We start from the raw sequence: 17,343 nt of genomic DNA, 5'->3' as shown, positions 1-17,343 counted from the left end.
AAAAAATACCTAAATGTTGCCAGAATCGTGAAGCCTCAATCTGCTACTACGCTGTATGACCCCGACTCTACCGCCAGCCCGGCGGTGGCGCGTCATCTGGACTTCGTGGACTACGCCGCGGAAGTACCGGTGCATAGCCACCGGAAAGGACAGCTGATTATTGCCCGGTACGGTGCGGTCAGCTGTTACGCGGAGAATGACATCTGGATCGTGCCGCCAGACTCCGCCGTCTGGATCCCAGGGGGGATCTCGCACAGTGCCAAAGCGACCTGGAACGCGCATCTGAACTATCTGTTTATTGAGCCCGGCGCGGCGGCGCTGCCGGAGAGATGCTGCACGCTGGCGATCTCGCCGCTGATCAAGGAGCTGGTCGATCGCCTAACCCGCGAGGGCGTTGATTATCCGCCCGACGGCCATGTCTCCAGGCTAATCAGGGTCACGCTTGATGAGCTTGCCAGCATGCCGCAGCAGAAGCTGAGCCTGCCGGTCTCAACCGACCCGAAAATTCGCGCCATGGCCGACGCGCTGGTCAGCCGACCTGAGGACAGAAGCAGCCTGAAGGAGTGGGCGAAACGGCTTGCCCTCAGCGAGCGTTCGTTTGCACGCCTGATGCAGCGCGAGACCGGGCTGAGCTTCGGGCGATGGCGCCAGCAGCTGCACTTGATTATTGCCCTGCGGGAGCTGGCAAGCGGCGTGCCGGTCCAGAACGTGGCGACAACGCTCGGGTACGAATCCGTGAACGCGTTTATCACCATGTTCCGAAAAGCGATGGGCAGCACGCCCGCGCATTACTTTGCCGAACGGAAAAACAGCGGCCGTTAACCCGGCCCCTCGCTCCCCGCCGCCAGCAGCGGCACCACCACGTCGCTGATGGGCACCGCAATGCCGTGCTTGCGGCCGTAGCGCTGGATCACGCCGTTACGGATGTCCCACTCCATCGGACGGTTGGCCTGACGGTCAGCCAGAATAGACGTACCCAGGTCCTCAGGGGCACGCTGAAAGTTCGCCAGGATCTCCTGCGCCACGTCATCGTTCAGCTTTGCCCCTTCGGCGCGGGCGACGGTAAGCCCCTCGCGCAGGTAGGCCAGCGAAAGTTCGCTGATATCCTCGCGCCTGAACATCCCGGCGCGGCGGTTGGCCAGCACCATCAGCCCGGCGACCGCGTTTTGCAGCAGCTTGCGCCAGGCGACGGTGGCGAAATCTGCCGAGAGTTCAACTTCACAGCGCGTACCGCGAAGCGCCTCCGCCACCCGCTGCGCCTGCGGCATGTCCGGCAGCGTCAGGCGCGGCTCCGCCCGCAGCCAGACGGAGGCATCCGGCTTGCGCTGCGCCGGGAACCAGACCACCGACGGCAGCACCGTTGCGCCACTGACCAAAGGCTCAAGCTGAGCCTTCTGCTCTACGCCATTTTGCAGGGCGCAGACCACCGTATTTTCATCGCACAGCGCGCGCAGCCACCCGGCGCTGTCGGCGTTTTGCGTCGTTTTCACCGCGATAAAAACGAGGTCAACGGGACGCGCGATGGCTGTCGGATCGGTTAATACCGGACCGGGCACCACCGTTTCACCCTCATCGTGGCGCAGGCGTAACGCCGCATGTGCGGTCCGTCCGCACAGCAGCGGCGTGCGGCCAGCGTCATGCAGTACTGCGGCAATGGTGGTGCCAATCGCACCGGGTCCTATCAGCGCAATGGTTGGATAGTCAGACATGAGTCACTCCCCTTTTGCTAAGCCTGCTATCAGTTATACCACCCTGAGACGAGCGCGCCACACCCGTTGTCTATACTCAACATTCACAGACAACGGAGTGCGCCATGCCTTTACCCGATTTCAAATCCTCTGAACCGTTCACCCTTGGCATCGAGCTCGAACTGCAGGTGGTTAACCCGCCGGGGTACGATCTCAGCCAGGACTCCTCCGCGCTCATCGCCGCCGTCAAAGACGACATCAAAGGCGGCGAAGTCAAACACGACATCACCGAAAGCATGCTCGAAATCGCCACCGGCGTGTGTCAGACCATCGATCAGGCGGCGGCACAATTCTCAGTGATGCAACAGAGCATCCTGCGCGCGGCGGCAGAGCAGCACATTCAGATCTGCGGCGGCGGGACGCATCCGTTCCAGAAATGGCAGCGCCAGGAGGTGTGCGACGACGAGCGCTATAACGTCACGCTGGAGCGCTTTGGCTATCTGATTTTGCAGGCGACGGTATTCGGTCAGCACGTTCACGTCGGCTGCCGGACCGGGGATGACGCGATTTACCTGCTGCACGGCCTGTCGCGCTTCGTGCCGCATTTTATCGCCCTGGCGGCAGCCTCGCCGTATATGCAGGGCACGGACACGAAGTTCTCCTCGTCGCGGCTCAACATCTTTTCAGGGTTCCCGGATAACGGCCAGATGCCGTGGGTCAACAGCTGGCAGGAGTTCGAGGGGCTGTTCCGCCGCCTGAGTTCCACCAGCATGATCGACAGCATCAAGGATCTGCACTGGGATATTCGCCCCAGCCCGCATTTTGGCACCGTGGAGGTGCGGGTGATGGATACGCCGCTGACGCTCGGCCACGCGATTAACATCGCTGGGCTGATCCAGGCGACGTCCCACTGGCTGCTGACCACGCGGCCGTATAAGCATCAGGAACGGGATTTTCTGCTGTACCGCTTTAACCGTTTTCAGGCGTGTCGCTACGGGCTGGAGGGGATCCTGACGGACGTGCATACCGGCGAGCAACGAACCGTGGCGGAAGACATCGCCTGGCTGCTGGAGCAGGTGGCGCCGTCGGCCGATAAGCTCGGTGCCACAAGCGCAATCAATGAAATTGCCCTGCTGTTAAAGCAGGGCAAGAGCGAGGCGCAGCGCATGCGGGACTTTATCGCCGACGGCGGCTCGCTGATTTCTCTGGTGCAGAAGCACTGCGAGCTGTGGGCGACGAGTCCGTAAGGCCGTGGCCCCACTCCCGCAGGCGCTGGAACAGCACGAACAGCGCGGGGATGAACAGAATCCCCACCACGGTCGCTACCAGCATGCCGCTGAAGACCGTGGTGCCGATGATGCGGCGGCTCTGGGCGCCTGCGCCGGTCGCCAGCATCATCGGCAGAACGCCGATAATGAACGACACGGCGGTCATCATCACCGCGCGGAAGCGGCGCGAGGCCCCTTCCCGCGCGGCATCGACAATCGCCATTCCGTCCATACGCCGCGCGCGGGCGAACTCCACGATAAGAATCGCGTTCTTGGCCGCTAAAGCGATCAGCAATACCAGACCAATCTGCACGTACACGTCGTTGGCGTATCCGGCCATCCACAGCCAGACCAGCGCCCCGCCGATGGCGAACAGCACCGAGAGCATCACGCTCGCCGGGAGCGTCCAGCTCTCGTACTGGGCGACGAGGAACAGCCACGCCATCACCACCGCCGCCAGCACGATCCAGATCGCCTGATTGCCGGTCTGCTGCTCCTGGTACGACATGCCGCTCCAGGCGTAGTCGTATCCGGCCGGCAGGCTTTCCGCCAGAATCTCACCCATCGCCGCCATCGCGGTGCTGCTGCTCACCCCAGCCGCCGCCGAGCCGCTCACCGACACCGACGGGAACTGGTTGTACTGCTGCAGGAACGGCGCGCCGACGGTCGGCGTGATGGTGACGAGGTTGCTCAGGCGCACCCGCTCGCCGCTGTTGCTGCGAACGAACAGCTCGCCGATCTGCTCTGCGCGCTCGCGCCACTGCATCTCGTTCTGCATCACCACGTGGTAGACGCGGTTGTTGATGCTGAAATCCCCGGCGCGCGTGCCGCCAAAGGCGGTTTGCAGGCTGCTGAAGATGCGCGACACCGGCACGTCGAGACGCGCGGCGCGCTCGCGGTCGACGGTCAGCGTCAGCTGCGGCACGTTGCTGCTCCAGGTGGTGAACACGCGGCTCAGCTGCGGATGCTGGTTGGCTTTCGCCAGCACCTCGCGGGTGACGCGCTCCAGCTCCGCCGGGCTCTGCCCCGCCTGGGCCTGGATGCGCAGGTCAAAGCCGGAGGCGTTGCCCAGCCCCGGCAGCGTCGGCGGCGCGAAGGTCATGATGGTCGCCTCCGGCAGGGCCAGCAGCTGGCGCTGCAGGGTACCCATCACCTCCTCCAGCGGCGGACGCTCGCTCCAGTCCTTCAGCATGATGGAAATAAACCCGCCGTTGGAGGCGCTGGTGCCGTTGAGGATGTTAAACCCGGAGACCTGAATCACATCCTCCACCGCCGGATTTTTGGCGATCAGCTCCCGCGCGGTGGACATCACCGCCTCGGTACGCTCCAGCGAAGCCGCTTCCGGCAACTGAACGCTGGCGAAGAAGTAGCCCTGATCTTCCTGCGGCAGGAAACCTTTTGGCATCGACGTAAAGCTGAACAGCACGACTGCCGCCGCGCCTGCGGTGGCCAGCAGCGCCAGCCACGGACGTAGGTTTAAGACATTCACGATGCGGGTGTAGAAACCGCGCGTGGCGTCCAGCCCGCGGTTAAAGGCGCGATAAACGGCCGCTGGTTTCTCCGGGCGCGGACGCAGCAGCATCGCGCACAGGGCGGGCGTCAGGGTCAGCGCCACGAGGCTTGAGAGCGTCACGGCGGTAGAGAGCGTCACCGCAAACTGGCGGTAAAGCTCGCCGACAATCCCCGGCAGGAGCGCCACCGGCACAAACACCGCCAGCAGCACCAGCGTCGTCGCGATGACAGGCCCGGCGATCTGGCGCAGCGCCAGCGCGGTCGCCGCCGTGCGGCTCTGCCCTTCCGCCATCAGCGTTTCGACGCTCTCCACCACCACGATGGCGTCATCCACCACCATGGTCAGCGCCAGAATAATGGCGAACAGGCTCAGCGTGTTGGCGGAGTAGCCGAGCGTATAGAGCACGGCAAACGTCCCCACCAGCGACACCGGAATGGCGAGCGCGACGATAAGCGTGGCGCGCCAGCTTTGCAGGAACAGGGAAACGACCACCACAACCGCCAGCATGGTGAGCGCCAGCGAGACGCCGATCTCTTTAATGGTGGCGGCGACAAAGGAGGTGGTGTCGAATTTCACCTCGTAGACCAGGTCGTCCGGGAAGCGCGTCGAGAGGCGCTCCAGCTCCGCGCGCACCGCGTCGGCCACGCGCAGGGCGTTAGCGGACGGCGTCGGGTAGATACCGAGGTAGGCGGAATCGTGCCCGTTCAGCTGCGCGCCGGAGCTGTAGCTGCGCGAGCCGAGCTCGATGGTGGCGACGTCCTTCAGGCGCACCAGCTGGCCCATCTCCCCCGCGCGGATGATGATGTCGGCAAACTCGTCGGCCTGGCTTAAGCGCCCCAGCCCGTTGATGGTCAGGGTCTGCTGCTGGCCGTTAAACACCGGCGGCGTGCCCACCTGACCCGCCGCGCCCTGCACGTTCTGCTCGCGCAGCGCCTGCGCCACGTCGTCGGTGGTGACGTTCAGGGCGTTCATACGGTCCGGGCGCAGCCAGATGCGCATGCTGTAGTCGCGTGCGCCAAACATCTGCACCTGCCCCACGCCGGGCAGACGCGACAGCGCCTCGCGCACCTGGGTGCTGGCGTAGTTGCTGACGAACAGCGGCGTGTGGGTGTTATTCGGTGAGTAAAGACTTACCCCCATCATCAGGTTGGTGGCCCGCTTGCGCACCTGCACGCCGTTTTGCTGCGCCTCGGTGGGCAGCTGCGCCACGGCCTGCGCCACGCGGTTCTGCACGTCGATGGCGGCGAGGTCCGGATCGGTACCCGCCGCAAAGGTGATGTTCAGGCTGTACGTGCCTTCGTCCGAACTGGTGGACTCCATGTAGAGCATATGATCCACGCCGTTCAGCTGCGTCTCCAGCGGCGTGGCGATGGCCTCCGCCACGTCAGCGGAGCTGGCACCCGGCCAACTGGCAGAGACGTTCACCACCGGCGGCGTGATCTGCGGATACTGCTCCACCGGGATAATCTTCAGCGCAATGGCCCCCAGCAGGGTGATGACCAGCGCAATCACCATCGCGAAGCGCGGGCGTTTGATGAAAAACGTCAGCATGATGGCTCCTTAATTCAGTATCTGGACGGCAGCGCCGGGCTGCACGCGCTGCGCGCCGTCAGTAATCGCTCGCTCACCAGGCTTCACGCCGGATGAAATCTGGAACTGCTGGCCAATCTGTCCGGCGACCTTCAGCGGGCGCATTTCGGCGTTGCCGTCGGCGTTAACCACCCAGGCAAAGAACCCGTCGCCGTTCTGCTGGACCGCGGCGGCAGGCAGGGTCAGCACCGGCTGCTCGCTTGCCGGTCGCAGGGTCACGTTTACGTTGCCGCCGGGCAGGAGCTGATGGCGCGGATTGGCAAACTCGGCGCGCAGCATCACGCTGGCGGTGCGCGGGTCGATGCGATTGTCCACCGACGTCAGCTCGCCGCTGACGCGCTGGCCGTTGCTATCAATTAATGCCTGCCAGGCCTGCTTCATGGCGCTGATATCCGCATGCTGTCCGGCTTTGGTCGCAAACGCCCCTTCTTCCAGCGCGAAGGCGATGCGGATCGGATCGAGCTGCATGACCTCCACCAAAACGCCGCTCGCCGGGGTGACCAGGCTACCCACGTGGAAGCTGCTGTGCCCCACGCGGCCGTCAATCGGCGAGGCGATGCGGGTGTAGTTCAGGGTGACGCTGCGGGTGTCGAGGCGGGCTTTGGCCTGCTCCAGCGCGGCGCTCGCCACGTCCCGCTGCATGCGGGCATTGTCCACGTCGTGACGGCTGATGGCGTTGCTGCTGCCCAGGCTTTCAAAGCGGGAAAGCTGCTGCTGCGCCTGACGCAGCGTGGCTTCGGCGCTTCTCACTTCGGCCTGCGCCAGGCGCAGGGCGGCGCGCGGCTCGGCGTCGTCCAGCTCAAACAGCACGTCGCCTTTTTTCACGTACTGCCCGTCGCGGAAGTGGATTTGGGTAATCACGCCTTCCGTGCGGGCGCGCAGCTCAACGGTGTGGATGGCTTCGATGCGGCCCGGGATCTGGCGCTCGGCGGCATGGGCGGTCTGCTCCACGGTGGCGATGCGCACGGGGATGGCGGCGGCGAATACGGGTTGCAGGGTACTGACAAGAAGTGCAAACAGGACCGGGAGTTTCATGGGAGTACCTCAGCGTTGTTTCCCCTCACCCCGGCCCTCTCCCCAAAGGGGCGAGGGAGAAAACCGGGCGGTCCCCTCTCCCCTGTGGGGAGAGGGTTAGGGTGAGGGGTAAGGTTTTCGTTATGCAGCCTTACGGAACCTGCGGGTCAGTCGCTTCTCGATTTCGACGACGAAGAACATCACGCCTGCAACGGCCAGGGTCACAAACCAGTAGCGCAGCGGCAGGGCTTCGGTACCGAACAGCATCTGCATAAACGGCAGGTAGATAATCGCCGCCTGGAGCAGGAACAGCACGCCCGTCACCAGCCAGATCCCTTTATTCGCCAGCAGGCCGCGGTTCAGGGAGAACCCTTCGGTATTGCGGCAGTTAATCATGTACACCCACTGGGCGCAGACCAGCATCTGCAGCAGCACGGTGCGGATGAACTCCGCGCTGTGGCCGCGCGGGGCCAGCCAGGCTTCCAGCGCAAAGGCGGCGATGGCAATCATGGTACCGACGAAGGCCACTCGCCAGACGGCGTAGGCGTCCATCACGTGCTGCCCGGTCTGACGCGGCGGACGGCGCATGATGTTGCGCTCGGCGGCCTCAAAGGCCAGGCCGAAGGAGAGCGTGGCGGAGGTGGCCATGTTCATCCACAGAATCAGCACCGGCGTCAGCGGAATGATGTTCCCCGCCAGCAGCGCAATCACAATCAGCAGCCCCTGCGCCAGGTTGGTCGGCATGATGAACAGGATGGTCTTCTTCAGGTTGTCGTAAACGCGACGCCCCTCTTTCACCGCGCTGGCGATGGTGGCGAAGTTATCGTCCGTCAGGACCATATCCGCCGCCTCTTTGGTCACTTCCGTGCCCTTGATGCCCATCGCGATGCCCACGTCAGCCTGACGCAGCGCCGGGGCATCGTTCACGCCGTCACCGGTCATGCCGACGATTTCGCCTTTGTCCTGCAGCGCTTTCACCAGGCGCAGCTTATGCTCCGGGCTGGTACGGGCGAAGATGTCATACTTCACCGCGGCGTCCGCCAGCGCGGCGTCGTCCATCTTCTCCAGCTCGTAGCCGGTAACCGCCTGCTCGCTGTTGGTGATCCCCAGCATCTGGCCAATGCTCATCGCCGTCTGCGGGTGATCCCCGGTGATCATCTTCACGCGGATCCCCGCCTGCTGGCAGGCGTTAATCGCGTCAATCGCTTCCGGACGCGGCGGATCCATCATCCCTGCGATGCCGAGGAAGATCAGGCTGTGGCTCAGGTCATCGTGCGTCAGCTCCTGCTCGCCGTTCGCCGGCCTGAACGCCGCGGCGACCATGCGCAGCCCCTGACACGCATAGCGCTCCATCTCGCTTTCCCAGTACGTGCGGTTGAAGGCTTCCGCACCGTTGCGGGTCTGCTGCTCGGCGCACAGAGCGAAAATGACGTCCGGCGCGCCGGTGATCAGGATCTGCTCCTCACCGCCAATCTGGTAGTGGGTGCTCATGTACTTGTACTGCGAGTCGAACGGGATCTTGTTAACCAGCGTGGTCATCACCGGCTCAAGGCTGGCCTTCGCCGCCAGCACCTTCAGCGCGCCCTCGGTCGGCCCACCGGTGATGCCCCACAGCCCGCGATCGTCCTGAATCAGCTGGCTGTCGTTACACAGGTCGATGGTGCGCAGGTACTGCTCCAGCACGGTGCCCGGCTGGATCTGCACCGGCTCGTCGCTGCCTTCCAGGTAGATGTTGCCCACCGGCTCGTAGCTGTTGCCGTCCACGCGGTAGCAGGCGTCGGCGGTAATGATGGCTTTGACCGTCATCTCGTTCATGGTCAGGGTGCCGGTTTTATCCGAGCAGACCACGGTCATCGCGCCCAGGGTTTCAACCGTCGGCAGCTTGCGGATAATCGCCCGCTTGCGCGCCATCGCCTGCACGCCAAGGGAGAGGATGATGGAGATAATGGCCGGCAGACCTTCCGGTACGGAAGCCACCGCCAGGCTAATCAGGGAGAGCAGGAGCTCCCCCATCGGGATCTCGCGGAACGCCAGGCTGAAGACAAACAGCGCGGCCATCATTGCCAGAATAATCGCGAAGATCGCTTTACCCAGCTTGTCCATCTGCACCAGCAGCGGCGTACGGTGCTTTTCGATACCCGCCATCATCTGGTTGATGTGGCCGAGTTCCGTATCCTGACCGGTCGCGGTGACCACACCGATGCCGCCGCCCGCGCTGACTGTCGTCCCGGAGAAGACCATGTTGGTGCGATCGCCCAGCGGTAATTCACCGCTCAGCGGATTAACGTGTTTATCCACCACGGTGGATTCACCGGTCAGAATCGCTTCTTCCACGCGTAAATTATGCGCTTCGATTAAACGCATATCCGCCGGAATACGATCCCCCGCGCGTAATACAATAATATCGCCCGGGACTATTTCAATTGTGGGGATTGTTTCATGGTTACCGTTACGAATAACGCGCGCCTCGCTGGCGAGCATATTACGAATACTCTTCAGGGATTTTTCCGCGTTGCTTTCCTGAATATGGCCAATTAAGGCATTGATTACCGCCACGCCTAAAATAACCAGCGTATCCACCCAGTGGCCCATTATTGCCGTTAATACGGCGGCGGCCAGCAGGACATAAATCAGCACATCATTAAAATGGGCCAGGAAACGCAGCCAGGCAGGTTTACCTTTTTTCTCCGGCAGCGCGTTCGGCCCTGTTTTTTGCAGACGCGCCTGCGCCTCTGCACGATCCAAACCGCTGGCCTGGCTCTGCGCGTGTGCAAGCACCTGCTCTGCGGTCTGCTGGTATGCCAGCCCGCCGGAAGGCGGCATGTTTGGGGACAATTTTTTTTCGGTCATCGTATTTTTCCTTCAATATCCGGTGAACTGAAGCCTGAATTCCTTTCGGGCTTAAATAAATTCATTTTAAAGACTTGCGGGTAAAATTGATCTACCGCAATATAATGACTTCTCGGTTATTCAAAACTGATTAAAACTATTTCGATGACCTGATTTTTACAAAATATTTCTAAACCAATACTAAACGAGGGGGAACCATGTGGGGTATTTATCGAGGGCGCAGACTGGCGTTATACGTTATCGCGGCCATTGTTATTGCCACGTTAATTGGTTATAGCACCTATACATTTGTAAAATTATTTTCCTGATGCGGACGTTTATTTACATAACGCGATATTAATATAAACGCCGGGTCGTATGTTGTTATTAATTCGCAGTAATAATGTCTTTGTTTTATTCAAAAAGGCCAGCGGGGCTGATATTGCTTTACGTTACAGAATGCCGGACAATGACATTTTTAACTGACGATTAACATTACGATGAAACACCCGTTAGAATCGCTGCTTACGGCGGGGGGCATTTTATTGCTGGCCCTGCTTTCGTGCCTGCTGCTCCCTGCGCCTTCGCTTGGGCTGGTGCTGGCGCAAAAGCTGGTTCAGACCTTTCACATGGTCGATCTTAACCAGCTCTACACCATTCTGTTCTGCGTGTGGTTTTTACTGCTCGGGGCGATTGAGTTCTTCGTGCTGCGTTTCGTCTGGCGACGCTGGTTTTCACTCGCGTCCTGAGCCCATAAAAAAGCCGGGTGGCGGCTACGCCTTACCCGGCCTGCACGCGACAGGTTAATGTGTCTGGCTATGGTTCTCTTTACGGTACGCACCCGGCGGCTGGTTGAACGTACGGGTGAAGATACGGGTAAACGTCTGCTGCGAGTCAAACCCGTAACGCAGGCAGATGTCATACACCCGGGCGTCAGATTCTCGCAGATCGCGCGCCGCCAGCAGCAGCTTACGTTCACGAATATAACGTCCCAGACTCTCCCCTTTGTACTGCATAAACAGCCGCTGCAGGTGCCATTTTGAGTAACCCGCGTGGCGGGCAATCTCTTCTATTCGTAATGGCTGGTGCAGATTGTCGTCGATCCATTCGACGATAGTGTCGATGACTTGAGCGGAAATGGTCATACTGCTGTCCCCCTCTGCTTCTCGCTTAAACATTATTCCCACCACGCGCGAAAGGTTTGTGCGCTGTCGCTTACCCGGACGGGCTCGCCCAGTTCCGGCGTCAGCAACCGATAATTTTTATCCTTGCTGGCTTTTGCCAGCTGGATCAGCGGATCGTTCCAGGCGTGTTTCGCCAGCACGAAACGTCCGTTATGCCCGGGCACCACGGCTTTCGCGTTCAGATCCGCCGAGGCCTGCGCCGTTTCCTCCGGCAGCATGTGGATGTACTTCCAGTCCTGGTCGTACTGGCCGTTTTCCATGATGGCGACGTCCACTTCGCCAAACTGTTCACCGATGGCCCTGAAGTGCGGGCCGTAACCGGAATCTCCGCTGTAGTAAACCTTCTGCTCTGGCGTGACGAACATGAAGCTGCCCCACAGGGTGCGATCGCGTTTGATGCCGCGACCGGAGAAGTGACGCGCTGGCAGAACGTGCACCGTCAATTCATCGCTGATGCGTACCGACTGGTTCCAGTCGCGCTCGTCAATAATCTCGGGCTTCATTCCCCAGTAGCGCAGGTGGGATCCCACGCCCAGCGGCGTCACCACGCGCTTCACCTTCGGCAGTAGCGCCCTGATGGTGGCGTAATCCAGATGATCGTAGTGATCGTGCGAGATAATCAGCAGGTCGATCGCCGGCATGCGTTCAGCGCGCCACGGATACTCGCCGGCAAAGGCCTTATTGAGGAACGAGAACGGCGCGGCATAGTTGCCAAGAACCGGGTCAATCAGGATGCGTTTGCCCGCGAGCTGCAGGTACCACGAGGAGTGACCGAGCCACACCAGGGTGTCCTGCTCCAGCGGCAGGCTCGCAAGATCGGTTTTCACCAGCGGAAGCGGCCGGGCCGGGCGGGCGTTTTCGGTTTTTTTGGTCAGAAATTCCCACATCGCGACCAGCATGTTTTTGTCACCGTTATAACCCGGCGTCGGCAGCGTATTGTGGAATTTCCCCTCGCGATACTGAGGGGAGGCCTCCACTTCAGTGAGCTGCTCACCCTGCGGCGGCTGGCCGAATCCGGCATTCAGAACAAACGGTAAACTCGCAGCTGAAGCAATAATCATGATTAACACCACGCAGATGAAGAGAGGTTTTTTCATATCCTGACCCGAAAACGCGCCCCATCCGATAGCGTGCGCAGGGTAAACTTGATTATGAGTGAGTAAGCACTCATTATAGATATGATGATAAAGTCGTCAAGACGTTTTCGATCTTTGACATTCCGCGTTGCAGCGTGTCAAAGCACGTGTTTCAATCAGGGTTTTAACCATTGACAGGGGGAACAATTTAGTGGCACGTCCGAAGAGTGAAGATAAAAAACAGGCCTTATTGGAAGCCGCAACGGCGGCGTTTGCACAGTCAGGTATCGCCGCCTCAACGGCGCTCATTGCCCGTAAGGCGGGCGTCGCCGAAGGTACCCTGTTCCGCTACTTTGCTACGAAAGACGATCTGCTGAATGCCCTCTATGTGCATCTGAAGCAGGATCTCTGCCAGACCATGCTGGCGAACCTCGATCGCACCATCACGCTGCCTAAAGAACATACCCGCAATATCTGGAACAGCTATGTGGACTGGGGTATACGTAACCCCGTTTCTCATGCGGCGATCCGCCAGATTGGCGTCAGTGAAAAGCTGAGCGTCGAAACGGAACAGGCGGTGAAAGATATGTTCCCGGAACTCCATGAGCTGTGCCGCCGCTCGGTGCGCCCGGTGTTTATGTCGGATGAATTTAAAACGTTTGGCGATGCACTTTTCTTATCGCTGGCTGAAAGCACGATGGAATTTGCCACCCGCGATCCGTCCCGCGCCGTTGATTTTAAAGCGCTCGGCTTTGAGGTGATGTGGCGCGGGCTTGCGTATGAGGACGCCAATGGAGAGTAAAGCCTTACAGGAGCACGCTATGCGTGTAGCCCTGGAACTGCCGTTCACCGAACACTGCTGGCCGTTCGGGCCGGAGTTTGACGTCTTCAAAGTGGGCGGAAAAATTTTCATGATTGTGGCCGTCGCACACGGGCGGCCGCACGTCAGCCTGAAGTCAGACCCGGAGAAATCACTGTTAAACCAGCAGATCTACCGCGGGATAGAACCCGGGTACCATCTGAGTAAAAAGCACTGGATTTCCCTTTACGGCACTGACGACGTGACGTCGGAACTGGTTACCGACCTCATTAATGACTCCTGGCATCTGGTGGTGGATAAGCTGCCGAAAAAAGACCAGAAGTGGATCCGGCCACTCTGATTGTTCGTCTGAGACGAACAGATTAAGCGCTCGAATTGCACTTATCTTTTGCCGCTTCGCGCGGTAATCTGCTTTCCTTTCGCGCCCGCGAGCGGGCGAATTTCATCACCAGGAGTTGTTATGGATATCATTTCTGTCGCCCTGAAACGCCACTCCACCAAGGCGTTCGACGCAAGCAAAAAACTGACCGCGGAAGAAGCGGAAAAAATCAAAACCCTGCTGCAGTACAGCCCGTCCAGCACCAACTCCCAGCCGTGGCACTTCATTGTGGCCAGCACCGAGGAAGGAAAAGCGCGCGTGGCGAAATCCGCGGCAGGCACCTATGTGTTCAACGAACGCAAAATGCTGGATGCCTCTCACGTGGTGGTGTTCTGCGCGAAAACCGCGATGGACGATGCCTGGCTGGAACGCGTTGTCGATCAGGAAGAAGCCGACGGTCGCTTCAACACCCCGGAAGCTAAAGCCGCGAACCATAAGGGCCGCACCTATTTCGCCGACATGCACCGCGTGGATCTGAAAGATGACGACCAGTGGATGGCGAAGCAGGTTTACCTGAACGTCGGCAACTTCCTGCTGGGCGTGGGCGCTATGGGTCTGGACGCGGTACCGATCGAAGGTTTCGACGCCGCGATCCTTGACGAAGAGTTTGGCCTGAAAGAGAAGGGCTTCACCAGCCTGGTGGTGGTGCCGGTTGGGCATCACAGCGTGGAAGATTTCAACGCCACGCTGCCGAAATCTCGCCTGCCGCTGAGCACGATTGTGACTGAGTGCTAATCAACACGGGCCGCTCTGTGCGGCCCGTTACGCTTTACTGATGACTAACCTGCGATGTGGATGCACGTCGCGATCGTATCCCCAGGCAAACGCAATCCAGCGCTCCTCCAGCTCGGCGTATGAACTCACCGGTGTTAAGTGCCACTCTTCCCCTACCGTACCGTCCGCCACGCTTATCCGATAATTCATGCTGAACGCCCAGTCGATCATACGTAACCAAAACCGCTGTCCGTCACCGGTTTGTTCGCTGTCAGAAACCACAATGTCGTATTCGCTTAGCACCCACTGGAAGAAGGATTGGGGTAATCCACTGATTACCCGCTGATGGACAGCGCGTGGCGTACGCCAGACCATAACCTGTGTCGCAGCCCCGTGGGGAAAGGTAATTTCTTTATGAAACGTCAACTTAACGGCATACGTCGTATAGGGTTTTCCGTCGTCGGTGGTGACGAGACGATATTCATCACCGTAGCGCGATTTTAACAGGCGATATCCCACCGGCAGCATAAATCCGGGCAGATGAAAATCCACCGTGCCCCGCGCAAGAAACGCTTCAGTATGTTCCACGTTGCGGGAGATAAGGCCTAATTTTTGGCTGAAATCTGCGGAATCAATCATCAGTGGCGACATGGTGGTTTCTCATGGCGTGAGTATAGACGACTTAACACCTCATCGAAATGATGTCGATTCAGTCGACTGGCTAAGTTAAACCCACCTTACACCTGTCTCATCCACTTAGCAGAATCGGCTCTTACTCCCTGAAAGCCCCTCGCAAAAAAACTATTTCCCCTGCGCCGCCAGCCACGCCATCGCCCTCTCCCCCGTCTCATCTACCGGCAGATACACCAGCAGACGCGACCCGTTTCGCGGCGCGGAATACCAGTACATCTGCTGCAGCGTAAACTCTCCCAGCTCGGGATGGGTAAACAGCTTGAGCTGGTTCTCCACGCCGCGCACGTCGTTACGCTGGTGCCACAGGGTTTTAAACTCTTCGGACACCGCAAAGAAGCGCGCCAGTTTGGCCTCCCACAGCGGGTCACCCCGGTGCTCGGCCATCGCCGCGCGGAAATAGGAGACAAAGATGGGCAGCACGTCGTCGCGTCTGCCGAGGCGCGCGCGCCACGCCGGATGGGTGAGGAACAGGTAAATACAGTTGCGATCTTCCGGCGGGATTTCATTGAAATCCACCCCCATCAGGTGGCCGAAGCTGTCGTTCCACGCCACGATGTCGAAATTGGGCTTCTGGATGCTGGCAGGTTTTGGCAGCAGGGTGTCGAGCAGGCGGCGTGTGCCTTCGTTGATGCCCTCGCAGCAGACCGCCTGGGGTGCTTCACCCGGCGGCAAACCCGCTAATACAAACAGATGCCGGGCCTCGGTCGGGGTACATTGCAGCGCTTTTGCCACGGCCGCCATAACCGCGCTGGACGGATTGACGTCCCTGCCCTGCTCAAGCCAGGTGTACCAGGTTACGCCCACGTCAGCGAGCATCGCCACCTCTTCCCGGCGCAGACCGGGCGTGCGGCGGCGACCGCTGCGCGGCAGGCCTAAGCGCTGCGGATCGAGGCTTTCACGCCGTGCGCGTAAAAATGCCCCCAGCTGTTTTCGGGTGTCATCCTGAAGTGAGACGACGGGTTCAGACATCAGCGCCATAAATCCCCCTGCATGGTAGTGCCAGTACCAGTATAAGCAAGAACTGGTACCCGTTTATCTGATGGTAGATGCTACGACCATCTGTTGAATGACGCAATGGAGTTACCATGAATACGTCAGTTGTTTCACCGGGTCGCGCTGGCCTGATATTGCTGTTAACCGGCCAGATGCTGCCGATGATTGATACCTCAATCACCAACGTGGCGCTGGACGCCATTACCCATTCACTGCACGCTACCGCCACCGAGCTGGAGCTGATCGTCGCGCTCTACGGCGTGGCCTTTGCCGTCTGCCTCGCGCTCGGCAGCAAGCTGGGGGATAATTTTGGCCGTCGCCGTCTGTTTATGTGGGGTGTGGCGAGCTTTGGTCTGGCCTCGCTGCTGTGCGGAATGGCGGGGAACATTGAACAGCTGCTCGCCGCGCGCATCGTTCAGGGCGCGGGTGCCGCACTGATCATGCCGCAAATTCTTGCCACGCTGCACGTGACGCTGAAAGGTACGGCGCATGCAAAAGCCATCAGCCTGTTCGGCGGCATCGGCGGGATTGCGTTTATCGTCGGGCAGATGGGCGGGGGCTGGCTGGTGTCGGCGGATATCGCCGGACTGGGCTGGCGTAACGCCTTCTTTATCAACGTGCCGATCTGTCTGGTGGTGCTGGCGCTGAGCCGCCGCTTCGTACCGGAAACCCGTCGCGAGACGCCGTCACGCATCGACTGGCCGGGTACCGTGTTGCTGGCCATCATGCTTTGCTGCCTGCTGTTCCCGATGGCGCTCGGCCCGCAGTGGCACTGGTCCTGGCCGCTGAAGGCGATGCTGCTCGCCCTTGTTCCGCTGGCCTGGCTGATGGCGCTGAATGCGCGCAAAAAAGAGCGTGAGAATGCCCACCCGCTGATCCCGCCGCGCCTGCTTGCGCTTCGCAGCGTTCGCTTTGGCATTCTGATTGCGATGCTCTTTTTCAGCGTCTGGTCCGGATTTATGTTCTGTATGGCACTGACCATGCAAACGGGTCTGGGGATGGCGCCGTGGCAGTCCGGGAACAGCTTTATCGCCCTTGGCGTGACCTACTTTGTTTCGGCGTGGTTCGCGCCGCGGCTGATTGCCCGCTACAGCACCAGCACCATCCTGCTGACGGGTCTGGCGATCCAGATTACCGGCCTGCTGGCGCTGATCGCCACGTTCCGCGTCTGGGGCATGGAGAATACCGCCCTGACGCTGGCACCCGCCACCGGACTGGTGGGCTACGGGCAGGCGCTGATCGTGAACAGCTTCTACCGCATCGGGATGCGCGACATTCAGCCTGACGACGCGGGGGCCGCGAGCGCTATTTTAAGCACGCTCCAGCAGGCCGCGCTGGGTCTTGGCCCGGCCATTTTTGGCGCAATCTTGCTGCACGCGCTGCAAAACCATCACGGGGATTACACCCAGGCGGTTAACGTCTTCCTGATGGTGGAAACGGCCATGATGGTGGTGCTGGCTCTGGCGACGCTGCGCATCCGCCATAGCCTGTGCCTGCCGGTGGTAAAGGTCTGCCAGGCCGCCAAATAAGTTCGTGAATTTGCATAATAGATCCGCAGCCGCCATTATGGGGCTGCAAAAAT

At 60.2% G+C, this 17,343-nt stretch carries 15 protein-coding genes; 7 read left to right on the top strand and 8 right to left on the bottom strand.

What is annotated here, in order from left to right:
- Positions 1-27 precede the first annotated feature (27 nt).
- Positions 28-822 (top strand): AraC family transcriptional regulator, encoded by a 795-nt coding sequence (locus ACMGG5_RS11690; RefSeq protein ID WP_420277885.1) that lies wholly within the window; start codon positions 28-30, stop codon positions 820-822.
- Here ACMGG5_RS11690 and ACMGG5_RS11685 read toward each other — a convergent pair.
- Positions 819-1,709 carry an oxidoreductase gene (locus tag ACMGG5_RS11685; protein WP_420277884.1) on the bottom strand — a complete coding sequence of 297 codons (891 nt, stop codon included), beginning with the start codon at positions 1,707-1,709 and terminating at the stop codon, positions 819-821. The two genes, ACMGG5_RS11690 and ACMGG5_RS11685, sit on opposite strands and share 4 nt — an antisense overlap.
- A 104-nt stretch (positions 1,710-1,813) precedes the next feature.
- On the opposite strand from ACMGG5_RS11685, the gene ACMGG5_RS11680 reads away from it, so the two are divergent.
- Positions 1,814-2,935 carry a YbdK family carboxylate-amine ligase gene (locus ACMGG5_RS11680; protein WP_069720322.1) on the top strand — a complete coding sequence of 374 codons (1,122 nt, stop codon included), beginning with the start codon at positions 1,814-1,816 and terminating at the stop codon, positions 2,933-2,935.
- Here the strand turns inward: ACMGG5_RS11680 and ACMGG5_RS11675 are convergent.
- The 3 genes from ACMGG5_RS11675 to ACMGG5_RS11665 form a co-directional block, all read right to left on the bottom strand.
- Positions 2,865-6,020 (bottom strand): efflux RND transporter permease subunit, encoded by a 3,156-nt coding sequence (locus ACMGG5_RS11675; RefSeq protein WP_420277883.1) that lies wholly within the window; start codon positions 6,018-6,020, stop codon positions 2,865-2,867. The genes ACMGG5_RS11680 and ACMGG5_RS11675 overlap by 71 nt on opposite strands.
- Before the next feature lie 9 nt (positions 6,021-6,029).
- Positions 6,030-7,094, bottom strand: a complete 1,065-nt coding sequence (locus ACMGG5_RS11670; protein ID WP_420277882.1) for an efflux RND transporter periplasmic adaptor subunit — start codon at positions 7,092-7,094, stop codon at positions 6,030-6,032.
- Between the two features lie 120 nt (positions 7,095-7,214).
- Positions 7,215-9,923, bottom strand: coding sequence for a cation-transporting P-type ATPase (locus ACMGG5_RS11665; RefSeq protein ID WP_420277881.1), 2,709 nt, complete (start codon positions 9,921-9,923; stop codon positions 7,215-7,217).
- 479 nt (positions 9,924-10,402) lie between these two features.
- On the opposite strand from ACMGG5_RS11665, the gene ACMGG5_RS11660 reads away from it, so the two are divergent.
- The gene (locus ACMGG5_RS11660; RefSeq protein WP_013097677.1) at positions 10,403-10,651 is read left to right on the top strand and encodes a DUF1158 domain-containing protein; all 249 of its coding nucleotides are present in this window, start codon (positions 10,403-10,405) and stop codon (positions 10,649-10,651) included.
- A 54-nt stretch (positions 10,652-10,705) separates the two neighbouring features.
- On the opposite strand, the gene ACMGG5_RS11655 is transcribed toward ACMGG5_RS11660, so the two are convergent.
- Together ACMGG5_RS11655 and ACMGG5_RS11650 are read right to left on the bottom strand one after the other, a co-directional pair.
- Positions 10,706-11,047: a RamA family antibiotic efflux transcriptional regulator gene (locus tag ACMGG5_RS11655; RefSeq protein WP_010428317.1), complete on the bottom strand. Its 342-nt coding sequence runs from the start codon at positions 11,045-11,047 to the stop codon at positions 10,706-10,708.
- Positions 11,048-11,079: 32 nt separating this feature from the next.
- A complete protein-coding gene (locus ACMGG5_RS11650) occupies positions 11,080-12,183 on the bottom strand; it encodes an MBL fold metallo-hydrolase (protein ID WP_420277880.1) in 1,104 nt (367 codons plus the stop codon).
- Between the two features lie 190 nt (positions 12,184-12,373).
- On the opposite strand from ACMGG5_RS11650, the gene ACMGG5_RS11645 reads away from it, so the two are divergent.
- The 3 genes from ACMGG5_RS11645 (at position 12,374) to nfsB (ending at position 14,096) form a co-directional block, all read left to right on the top strand.
- Entirely contained in the window at positions 12,374-12,964 is a 591-nt protein-coding gene (locus ACMGG5_RS11645) for a TetR/AcrR family transcriptional regulator (RefSeq protein ID WP_024906903.1), read from the top strand.
- Positions 12,954-13,322, top strand: coding sequence for an MmcQ/YjbR family DNA-binding protein (locus tag ACMGG5_RS11640; RefSeq protein ID WP_420277879.1), 369 nt, complete (start codon positions 12,954-12,956; stop codon positions 13,320-13,322). Before ACMGG5_RS11645 ends, ACMGG5_RS11640 begins: the two co-directional genes overlap by 11 nt.
- A 120-nt stretch (positions 13,323-13,442) precedes the next feature.
- A complete protein-coding gene (nfsB, locus tag ACMGG5_RS11635; protein WP_024906901.1) occupies positions 13,443-14,096 on the top strand; it encodes an oxygen-insensitive NAD(P)H nitroreductase in 654 nt (217 codons plus the stop codon).
- 27 nt (positions 14,097-14,123) lie between these two features.
- Here nfsB and ACMGG5_RS11630 read toward each other — a convergent pair whose 3' ends face one another.
- Positions 14,124-14,726: a hypothetical protein gene (locus tag ACMGG5_RS11630; RefSeq protein ID WP_420277878.1), complete on the bottom strand. Its 603-nt coding sequence runs from the start codon at positions 14,724-14,726 to the stop codon at positions 14,124-14,126.
- Between the two features lie 150 nt (positions 14,727-14,876).
- Positions 14,877-15,746 (bottom strand): helix-turn-helix transcriptional regulator, encoded by an 870-nt coding sequence (locus ACMGG5_RS11625; RefSeq protein WP_420277877.1) that lies wholly within the window; start codon positions 15,744-15,746, stop codon positions 14,877-14,879.
- 107 nt (positions 15,747-15,853) lie between these two features.
- On the opposite strand from ACMGG5_RS11625, the gene ACMGG5_RS11620 reads away from it, so the two are divergent.
- Positions 15,854-17,290, top strand: coding sequence for an MFS transporter (locus ACMGG5_RS11620; protein ID WP_024906898.1), 1,437 nt, complete (start codon positions 15,854-15,856; stop codon positions 17,288-17,290).
- The last annotated feature ends 53 nt before the right edge of the window (positions 17,291-17,343 follow it).

Source organism: Enterobacter sp. BNK-34 (genome assembly GCF_048684445.1).
Taxonomy (GTDB): Bacteria; Pseudomonadota; Gammaproteobacteria; order Enterobacterales; family Enterobacteriaceae; genus Enterobacter; species Enterobacter pseudoroggenkampii.
Note: the sequence above shows the minus strand (reverse complement) of the source record. Positions and strands in the feature narration are given on the sequence as shown.